Genomic DNA, 6,000 nt, shown 5'->3' with positions numbered 1-6,000 from the left:
ATTGTAAATCAACAATATGAACGGGATTGATTTTGTTGGAAGCCTCTGCTCAGCGTAGTCTCTAAACCAATGTCATCAACTTAAGCTATACAGTTTGGTTTTAAGGCTGAAAGCCTGCTATATTATAGCCAACGCAACGCGTTGGGAAGGATGTAGAACGAGTCTCACGCCCTGAAGGGGCAACATAACGGATATTAGGGTAGCTTTATACTGTCCTTTCAGGCCGCAAAGGAAGGGTGTCCTATTACCCAACACGTTGTGTTGGGCTGATATATACTCGGCTTTCAGCCGGAGTTATTCGATGAATAGTAAGACTAAAGTGGAGCAAGAAGTTTAAGTTGATGACATTGGTCTCTAAAATGCCAGTTTGCAGTATAGACGTATCACGATGGATGATTACCATAACAACCGGATATTTTGCCTGATCCGAAAAAACCACCTTATGCAAATGAATTTCCCACGATATCTAAAAGTTCGGTGGTAATGTTTTGCTGACGTACTTTATTGTACGTGATATTCAGTTCAGACAATAATTCGTTTGCGTTTTCACTGGCTAATTGCATTGCTATGGTGCGAGCTGCGTATTCAGATGTTAAGCTGTCGATCAACATTGTGTGGAATGCTGTTTTTAAACTCTTTTCTAATAAGTTTTTACGTACTGTTTCTAAAGACGGTTCTACAAGAAAACGATTGTTGTTTTTTTCTGTTGTCTTAACTGTGTATGGCATAAGTGGAGCGTGAATCACTTCTTGCGAGGCGACAGTATTAAAGTGGGTGTAAATAACGATTAGTTGCTCCCAATGCCCGGATTTAAATAGGTCTGAGAAATAATGTACGGCTTCGACTGATTTATTGAAGGTCGGTTTCTCTAATATCTGGTCTAAATTGAAATTCTTTTCAAAACCTAATTGATGTCCTTGGTTCAGTAGCGTCTCGCGTATTTTTTTTCCTATGGGATATAAAATCAACTCTTTTCCTGGATAGCGTTCTTTCAGGTGTTCTGCTTCTTTGACTATGTTTATATTGAAAGCCCCACACATGCCACTGTTTGACGAGATAAGTATTACCCCTACTTTTCCTTCTCCGGGTTTGTGTCGTTTCGTTTGTTGGCTATCTGTATCTAATACGGCAACTTTTCCATAGAGCTCGTCTATGGCTTGGCGGTATGTTTTGGCCTTTGCCAAGCTGTCCTGACTTTTATGTAGAAGTGCAGAAGAGATCATTTGTCTTGCGACGGTGATCTTCTGCGTTCCTTCTACAGAAACAATTCGTCTTTTTACTTCTTTTAGTGAAGCCATACGGTTTTGTGTTTTTAAGCTAATTGTTTACAAATATCTGCTGCAATTTTTTCTATTGCAGTTTCTATTTCGGGATTAATAATCCCTTTTTCTAAGGGCGATAGAATCGTTTCCTGTTCTGTCAATCTCAATCGTTCAAGAAACTTCATCTCGAAGGTGTGTACCTTCTCAATAGGAACTTCTCTTAATAATCCATGTGTTCCACAGTAGAGTATCGCAATTTGTTCTCCTGTCTTCAACGGATGATATTGTTGTTGGATAAGCAGAGCCGTGTTCTTTCGGCCTTTATCGATAACCTGCTCTGTAATTTTATCTATTTCGCCTCCGAAACGGATGAATGACTCTAATTCGCGGTATTGTGCCTGTGATGTTTTTAATGTTCCTGCCACCTTTTTCATGGCGGCTACTTGTGCGCGTCCTCCAACACGGGAGACTGAGATACCGATATTAATAGCCGGTCTGTTTCCTTGGTTGAACAAGTCGGTATCAAGGAATATCTGTCCGTCGGTAATAGAAATTACATTTGTAGGTATATAGGCGGATACATCTCCGGCCTGTGTCTCGATGATAGGAAGTGCAGTCAGAGAGCCTCCTCCTTTAACCTTGCCGATCAGACTTTCGGGCAAGTCATTCATTTTGGCAGCCATCTCATCTTGGTTTATGATTCTTGCTGCACGTTCGAGCAAGCGGGAGTGTAGATAAAATATGTCTCCCGGATAGGCTTCACGGCCGGAAGGGCGACGAAGTATTAATGAAACCTCACGGTAGGCAATGGCTTGTTTGGACAAATCATCGTAAACGATAAGTGCATGTCGGCCGGTGTCACGGAAATATTCTCCGATGGCAGCTCCGGCAAACGGGGCAAAATATTGCAGGGCGGCAGGATCGGATGAAGTGGACATAACTATTGTTGTGTATTCCATCGCTCCCATTTCGCGAAGCGTGTTTACTAACGAGGCTACCGTTGATGCTTTTTGTCCGATGGCTACGTAAATACAATAGATCGGATTGCCTTCTTCAAAGTTTTTCCGTTGATTCAATATGGTATCAATAGCTATACTTGTTTTCCCGGTTTGTCGGTCGCCGATAATCAACTCACGCTGCCCACGTCCAATTGGAATCATCGAGTCTATAGATTTAATCCCCGTTTGCATAGGTTCCTGTACCGGTTGGCGGAAAATAACTCCGGGCGCTTTTCTTTCTAAAGGCATACTGATTAGTTCGCCCCCTATAGCGCCTGCACCGTCTAATACCTCTCCCATAGGATTGATCACCCTTCCGATAATCCCTTCACCTACAAGTAAAGAGGCTATTTTACCGGTGCATTTAACAATGTCACCTTCTTTTACTTTTTCGGTGGAGTCTAATAGAACGGCCCCGACGTTATCTACTTCCAGATTCATAACAATGGCCTTCACGCCATTGTCAAATTCCAGCAATTCGTTTGCTTCTGCGTTTTTTAGTCCGTATATGCGTACCACACCATCGTGCACCTGGATCACCGTTCCGACTTCTTCCATGTTTTTGTCCGGATCCATCTGATCGAGTAATTGGTAAATTACTTCAGAAATCTCACTTACTTTTATATTTTCAGACATATACTGTTAGATATTATTTATACTTTCCTTAATCCTGTTTCTTATCTTTCTCATACGTGAAACGATACTTGCATCCCATCTGTATGTATCCCAATACAACATATAACCACCCAGAATCTCAGGATTTATTGTATTTGTCAGACGGATTTGTTCCTGTGTGAAATTCTTCATTTTCCGGATAACCTGTTCTTTCGTTTCTTCTCCTACCGGAGAAGCCGTAACTAATTCCACAAGGAGTATTTTCTTCTCTTCCCGATAGTATTCCTGATACATAAAACAGATGGTTTGCAATTGTTCTTCTCTTTTCTGCTCAAGCACAAGACGAAGAAAATTACTAAATACATCGCTAATCGGTTGATCAGTAAACAACTGCTCAAGGATGTATTGCTTCTTTTTGACAGAGATAACAGGGCTTGCAAGAATGCGCTTTATCTGCGGATAATTACTCATGCTACGGGAAAGAAATTTTGTTTCCCCATAAACTTCATGTGCCTTCCCATGCTTCTCTGCATACATAAAGAGCGCTTTTCCGTATCTTCCGGAGATAATACCTCTATCCATCCTTATTAGCTTTTATAATAAATCTCTTCTTTCAACAGATGATCGATTAATTCCTGTTGCTTTTTATCGTTTTTCAATTCCTCGTCAACCACTTTTCCTGCAATCTTCAGCGATATATCCGCAATCTCACCACGAATGTCCGTAAGAGCTTTTTGCTTTACTTCCTCAATTTCCGACCTCGCTTTCGTTAGGCGTATGCGGATATCTGCTTCAGCTTTTTCGTGCGCATCACTTATGATACGGTTACGTAATTCCCCAGCTTCATTAAGTAGTTTAGCGCGTTCTTCTTCTGCTTTCCCAATAATGGCCTCTGCCTGCTTGTTAATGGTTGCCAGTTTTCGTTCTGCTTCCTCCGCTTCTTCTAATGCTTTATTGATATATTCAGTTCTTTCATCAACTGCTTTAAGAATTGCGGGGAAGCCAAATTTTGCCAGAATGAAAAAGACGATTCCGAATGATACACACATCCAGAAAAGTAATCCTAAATCCGGTGTTAATAATGACATACGTTTTTTCTTTTAATTTAGATAGCCAATAGACAAAGAACGATAGCAAATAGTGCTACCCCTTCAACAAGCGCAGCTACAATAAACATATTCATTCTGATTTTGTTTGTTTCTTCCGGCTGGCGGGCAATTGCATCCATTGCCGCAGCACCGATCTTTCCAATCCCTAACCCGGCGCCAATAGCAGCTAAGCCTGCTCCAAGAGTTGCACCCATAGTTCCTAAACCTCCTGCTGATGCAGCAGCTAATAATACTGATAATAGCATAATACAAAATTTAAAATGTTATTTATTTTAATGATGTTCGATATAATTCTCTTCTTTTATCTTTTCTTTCATACGAGACATACCAATAAATACGGACGAAAGGAGTACAAATATGTATGCTTGTATAACAGAGACTAAGACCTCTAATAAGCTAATAAAAATACTGAATAAGACAGCTACTGTTGACATTCCAATATTGGCTGCAACACCCATTGATACGGAGACGAAAATGAGACTGATTAATCCCAATACCATTGAGTGACCAGCCATAACATTGGCGAAAAGACGTATCATCAGGGCGGCCGGTTTCATAATAATTCCCCATATTTCAATCAATGGCATAAGAGGAAATGGTACTTTAAGCCAAGTAGGGACATCAGGCCAGAAAACCTCTTTCCAGTAATGTTTATTACCGTTTACATTTATCAAAAGGAATGTGATGAACGATAAAAATAATGTAATCGTTATATTTCCTGTCACATTTGCTCCACCGGGAAATATAGGAATAAGCCCTAAAAGATTATTTGTGAGGATGAAGAAGAATGCTGTCAGTAAGAAAGGAGAGAATCGTTTATAGTCTTCTCCTATACTTGGCTTGATTACTTCATCCTGAATGTTAAGTATGATCATTTCGATAAAACCAAGAAAACCCGACGGCGGATTTCTTTTGTCGTTTTTATACCATTTTGCAAGCGACATGATAGATGCTGAAATAATGAAGACGCTGATAAATAATGCCAATACATTTTTGGTAATGGAAAAATTCCAAGGTCTGATTTCAGCTCCTGTTTCGTCTTTCTCTACAATTTTGCTCTTGTTCTGGCCTTCATTCGCAATATAGAATCCTTCATATACCGCATTGTCTTCCAAACGGGATGACGAAAACAAATGCCACCCGCCATTTTTGTCTAAAAGTATTACCGGAAGGTGGAGACTGACATCTTTGCCGTTCCATTCGAAAAAATGCCATTTGTAAGAATCTCCGAGATGCTCGAAGATTAATTCTTTTATGTTTAATTCTTCTTTTTCTTCTGCAAAAGCTGAAGTAGTGAAGAAGAGCAGGATCAGAATAGGAAAGAACCTAACGATGTTCTTTTTGCTTCTTTTCATGTTTAATTAATCGTTTATTGTACAAAGAGTAGATGTATAACTCCAATGCTGAGAAAATAAAATAATTTACAAGAGTGATTAATGCAAACGCTGTTTTGTTAGGCTTGAAATAATAGATGGAAAAGAAAAGGAACAAAATCGTAAAAAAGAATTTTATCATTCTACCGGTCATATATACATTTAACAGTCGTGTTTGATCAGTGTTTCTGTAATAGATCATAGAATAATTGAATATTACTCCTGAGACAAGAAAAAACAATCCGATAATGAAATGTTGACTACAGTATCCGGTCGGAAAAAAGAAGTGAAATATAGCTTCAATTATTACGCTGATAGCGATATAAAAAGCACACAATAATAATAAAATTCTAATTCCTAATCTAATCCTGCCAATATGCATAATAACTCCGTTTAAATTGGTAAACTACTCAATCATCACATGTACTATATTGTCTTCAACAAACATAATACCTCCATCAATACTATAATTCATAATTTTTTTATCTCTCACATAGATGATTTTGCCTTTTTCAAGTGTTGATACAAATGGTATATGATTTCTCAAAACCGAAAAAGGGCCAACAGTTCCGGGCAGCGTGACCCTGTCTGCTGTTTCTTTAAGTTGTACACCTTCAGGCGATATAACAATCAGTTCCATAAT

8 protein-coding genes are annotated in these 6,000 nt (G+C 39.2%); all 8 read right to left on the bottom strand.

The window, feature by feature from the left end; translation table 11 throughout:
- Window positions 1-244: 244 nt before the first annotated feature.
- Window positions 245-403: a hypothetical protein gene (locus PHT93_RS10925; protein WP_300242795.1), complete on the bottom strand. Its 159-nt coding sequence runs from the start codon at window positions 401-403 to the stop codon at window positions 245-247.
- 37 nt (window positions 404-440) lie between these two features.
- Window positions 441-1,298, bottom strand: a complete 858-nt coding sequence (gene atpG, locus PHT93_RS10920; RefSeq protein WP_300242792.1) for an ATP synthase F1 subunit gamma — start codon at window positions 1,296-1,298, stop codon at window positions 441-443.
- 14 nt (window positions 1,299-1,312) lie between these two features.
- Entirely contained in the window at window positions 1,313-2,896 is a 1,584-nt protein-coding gene (gene atpA / locus PHT93_RS10915; RefSeq protein WP_300242789.1) for a F0F1 ATP synthase subunit alpha, read from the bottom strand.
- Window positions 2,897-2,902: 6 nt separating this feature from the next.
- Complete coding sequence (locus PHT93_RS10910) at window positions 2,903-3,457, bottom strand: F0F1 ATP synthase subunit delta (protein WP_300242787.1); 555 nt, start codon at window positions 3,455-3,457, stop codon at window positions 2,903-2,905.
- A gap of 5 nt (window positions 3,458-3,462) precedes the next feature.
- The gene (gene atpF, locus PHT93_RS10905; RefSeq protein ID WP_300242785.1) at window positions 3,463-3,963 is read right to left on the bottom strand and encodes a F0F1 ATP synthase subunit B; all 501 of its coding nucleotides are present in this window, start codon (window positions 3,961-3,963) and stop codon (window positions 3,463-3,465) included.
- Between the two features lie 17 nt (window positions 3,964-3,980).
- Window positions 3,981-4,229: an ATP synthase F0 subunit C gene (gene atpE, locus PHT93_RS10900; protein ID WP_300242783.1), complete on the bottom strand. Its 249-nt coding sequence runs from the start codon at window positions 4,227-4,229 to the stop codon at window positions 3,981-3,983.
- 27 nt (window positions 4,230-4,256) lie between these two features.
- Window positions 4,257-5,339, bottom strand: a complete 1,083-nt coding sequence (atpB, locus tag PHT93_RS10895) for a F0F1 ATP synthase subunit A (RefSeq protein WP_300242781.1) — start codon at window positions 5,337-5,339, stop codon at window positions 4,257-4,259.
- A gap of 424 nt (window positions 5,340-5,763) precedes the next feature.
- Window positions 5,764-5,997, bottom strand: a complete 234-nt coding sequence (locus tag PHT93_RS10890; protein WP_300242779.1) for a hypothetical protein — start codon at window positions 5,995-5,997, stop codon at window positions 5,764-5,766.
- Window positions 5,998-6,000 lie beyond the last annotated feature (3 nt).

The organism is Massilibacteroides sp., assembly GCF_028705895.1.
GTDB lineage: Bacteria > Bacteroidota > Bacteroidia > Bacteroidales > Tannerellaceae > Massilibacteroides.
Note: the sequence above shows the minus strand (reverse complement) of the source record. Positions and strands in the feature narration are given on the sequence as shown.

Bases quoted from the DNA above. Each gene is read 5' to 3' on its own strand.
- atpG (WP_300242792.1), bottom strand. From the start codon at position 1,298: ATGGCTTCACTAAAAGAAGTAAAAAGACGAATTGTTTCTGTAGAAGGA.
- atpB (WP_300242781.1), bottom strand. From the start codon at position 5,339: ATGAAAAGAAGCAAAAAGAACATCGTTAGGTTCTTTCCTATTCTGATC.
- PHT93_RS10910 (WP_300242787.1), bottom strand. From the start codon at position 3,457: ATGGATAGAGGTATTATCTCCGGAAGATACGGAAAAGCGCTCTTTATG.
- PHT93_RS10890 (WP_300242779.1), bottom strand. From the start codon at position 5,997: ATGGAACTGATTGTTATATCGCCTGAAGGTGTACAACTTAAAGAAACA.
- atpA (WP_300242789.1), bottom strand. From the start codon at position 2,896: ATGTCTGAAAATATAAAAGTAAGTGAGATTTCTGAAGTAATTTACCAA.
- atpE (WP_300242783.1), bottom strand. From the start codon at position 4,229: ATGCTATTATCAGTATTATTAGCTGCTGCATCAGCAGGAGGTTTAGGA.
- PHT93_RS10925 (WP_300242795.1), bottom strand. From the start codon at position 403: ATGGTAATCATCCATCGTGATACGTCTATACTGCAAACTGGCATTTTA.
- atpF (WP_300242785.1), bottom strand. From the start codon at position 3,963: ATGTCATTATTAACACCGGATTTAGGATTACTTTTCTGGATGTGTGTA.